Below are 2,403 nucleotides of genomic sequence, written 5' to 3'. Positions count from 1 at the left end.
GAGCGCCGGAGGGGGGTCCCCCCTCCGGCGCTCCGGCGGTTCAGCGGCAGCAGCAGGCGTTCCCGCCGCCGTTCCAGATCTTCACGCACTCGGCGCTGATCTGGGGCGGGATGCTCATGGTCATCGCGCCGCTGTAGGTGATGCACACGCACTGGCCCGGCCGGAAGCAGCAGGCGTCGTTGGTATGGACCAGCACCTCCTGGCAGCTGTTCAGGTCGCAGACCAGCAGCTGGCAGCAGCTTGCCCGCAGGACGCGGGCGTACATGGTGACGGACTGGCGGCGGCTGTCGCATCCGCAGTCCTGGCACTCGAGCTCGGCACATTCATTACAAACAGGTTCCATATTCGGATCCCTCCAATCGCTTCAGGATGTGATACATCCTATGCGCCGGAGGGCGCGGAGGTCAACGCGGGCCGAAGCGTTCCCGGAAACGCGCCTGGGCGTAAGCCTCCACCTCGGCCCGGAGGGCCTGGTACGCGTCCAGCAGGGCCTCGGCCTCCCCGGTGAGCACGGCCCCGCCGCCGTTCTTCCCCCCGATGGTGGAGCGGAGCAGCTTGCAGCCGAAGGCCGCCTCGGCGGAGCGGACGATGCGCCACGCCTTGGAATAGGCCATGCCCATGGATCCCGCCGCCGCCCGGAGGGAGCGCTCCTCCCGGACCCGGGACAAGAGCGCGGCCACGCCGGGGCCGAAGCGGCGCTGGCCCTCATCGTCCAGCAGGCGCAGGGTGACGGCGAGGCGCAGGTCAGGGTTCGTTTTCATCGGCGTACTCCTTTCGCTCGACCGATCGGGGCTCACCGCCCCGGGACTCCCAGATCTCCGTGGAGCGGGAGCCGTCGCCGCCGATCACAGGGACCTCCCGGCGGACCAGGACCATATGGTCCTCCAAGTCTCCCGTGTCATAGCTCCGGCCGCTGACGGCCTCCATGCCGCCTCCGGGTCCCAGCCGGACGGGCCCATCGCCCTCCGGAGGGATCCAGATCTCCAGGGCCCCGCCCCGTTCGATGTCCAGCTCACCGGACTCGGGCTGGAACTCCAGGGTGGTCCGCTCCAGCCGGTGGAGGTACAGTCCGCCCTCTCCATCGGGCCTATAATACCGGGTGATCCACTGGGACCCGGCGGAGCCGGACTTGTATTCGGCGGTGAGCTCCCTCGTCTCCGGATGGACCTCCGCCCCTTGGAGGGTGAAGGCGTATCGGTACTGTCCCGCCTCCGGGTCCCAGGTCCAATAGTAAAACGGGATGGTGTTGTTGCATCTCCAGCCGAAGAGGCCGAAGTCCGTGCTGCCGTCGAAGTCCAGGTCCAGGACCTCCATGGTCTCCTCCGGGGACCAGCAATCGGTATACTGCCCCGCCAGGTCGTCGGCGGCGGAGCCCCACTCCCACTCGATGGCCTCATAGGCGGTGATGGTCTGCAAACGCTCCTCCCCGTCCCAGACCCGGACCTCCCGGACGCCGCAGGTGTGTTCGTCCTCCACCTTCCCCACGGCCTCCAGCGTCAGGATCCGCCCGTCGGCCAGGGGGGCCTCCAGGGTCAAAAGCACATGGTCCTCCGTCTCGTCCACAGGGGCCTCGTCCGGAGGCGCTTCCTCCGCCCGGGGATCCGCGGGGGCGTCCCGGGGCGGCGGGGCGGGGGGCCCTTCCTCCGTCACCCCCGCCGGAGCGGCGCAGGCGGACAGGGCCAGCAGGGCCAGCAGGGGGATCAGCAGTCGGCGCATGGGGCAGGTCTCCTTCCGATCGGTCTTATAAGACCAGTATACCAGCTCCCCGAGCGGGAAGGGGTAACAAAAGGATGACAGATCTGAGCATGGGGCGGGTCCCGTCCCCCGGGAGCCCGGCAGCTTCGGAAGGACGGGCGGGGACAGGGCCCCGCCCTACTTGACATCCCGCCCCTCTGGCGGTATCATGATATACAGGAAAAAGTCGGCTCGGATCCGGGCCGGTGGAAAATCGTCAGGAGGGTTTTCTTATGGAAAAGAAGGTAAAGAGGATCGGCGTCCTCACCAGCGGCGGCGACGCGCCGGGCATGAACGCCGCGGTCCGGGCCGTGGTCCGCTCGTCCATCGCGCGGGGCATCAGCTGCATCGGCATCCGCCGGGGCTGGAACGGGCTCATCAACAGCGATTTCGTCCCGCTGACCTCCTCCAGCGTCAGCCACATCATCAACAAGGGCGGCACCATGCTCTACACCGCCCGGAGCCTGGAGTTCCTGGAGGAGGCGGGCCGGGCCAAGGCCCTGGCCACCTGCCGCCTCCTGGGGCTGGACGGCATCGTGGCCATCGGCGGCGACGGCACCTTCCGGGGGGCCCTCGCCATCTCCCGCCAGGCCGCCAGGGACGGCATGAGCCTCCGGGTGGTGGGCATCCCCGCCACCATCGACAACGACATCGGCTGCTCCCACTACA

4 protein-coding genes are annotated in these 2,403 nt (G+C 68.7%); 1 reads left to right on the top strand and 3 read right to left on the bottom strand.

Annotation, left to right across the window (positions count from 1 at the left end; genetic code table 11):
- Positions 1-40: 40 nt before the first annotated feature.
- The 3 genes from QZ332_RS13470 to QZ332_RS13460 all read right to left on the bottom strand — a co-directional run bounded on the left by QZ332_RS13470 (position 41) and on the right by QZ332_RS13460 (position 1,716).
- Positions 41-343 (bottom strand): hypothetical protein, encoded by a 303-nt coding sequence (locus QZ332_RS13470; RefSeq protein ID WP_295766380.1) that lies wholly within the window; start codon positions 341-343, stop codon positions 41-43.
- 61 nt (positions 344-404) lie between these two features.
- Positions 405-761: a winged helix-turn-helix domain-containing protein gene (locus QZ332_RS13465; RefSeq protein WP_295766378.1), complete on the bottom strand. Its 357-nt coding sequence runs from the start codon at positions 759-761 to the stop codon at positions 405-407.
- Positions 745-1,716 (bottom strand): hypothetical protein, encoded by a 972-nt coding sequence (locus tag QZ332_RS13460; protein ID WP_295766376.1) that lies wholly within the window; start codon positions 1,714-1,716, stop codon positions 745-747. Before QZ332_RS13460 ends, QZ332_RS13465 begins: the two co-directional genes overlap by 17 nt.
- 251 nt (positions 1,717-1,967) lie before the next feature.
- Between QZ332_RS13460 and QZ332_RS13455 the strand changes: the two genes are divergently transcribed.
- The coding region (locus QZ332_RS13455) for a 6-phosphofructokinase (RefSeq protein WP_295766374.1) at positions 1,968-2,403 on the top strand (436 nt) is incomplete at its 3' end.

The sequence above is a fragment of the uncultured Oscillibacter sp. genome (assembly GCF_910584465.1).
Taxonomy (GTDB): domain Bacteria; phylum Bacillota; class Clostridia; order Oscillospirales; family Oscillospiraceae; genus Oscillibacter.
The sequence above is the reverse complement of the archived record's forward strand: the minus strand, read 5'-3'. Positions and strand labels throughout refer to the sequence as shown.

What these genes read in the sequence shown, in the direction of transcription:
- QZ332_RS13470 (WP_295766380.1), bottom strand. Translation starts at nt 343, where the DNA reads ATGGAACCTGTTTGTAATGAATGTGCCGAGCTCGAGTGCCAGGACTGC.
- QZ332_RS13465 (WP_295766378.1), bottom strand. Translation starts at nt 761, where the DNA reads ATGAAAACGAACCCTGACCTGCGCCTCGCCGTCACCCTGCGCCTGCTG.
- QZ332_RS13460 (WP_295766376.1), bottom strand. Translation starts at nt 1,716, where the DNA reads ATGCGCCGACTGCTGATCCCCCTGCTGGCCCTGCTGGCCCTGTCCGCC.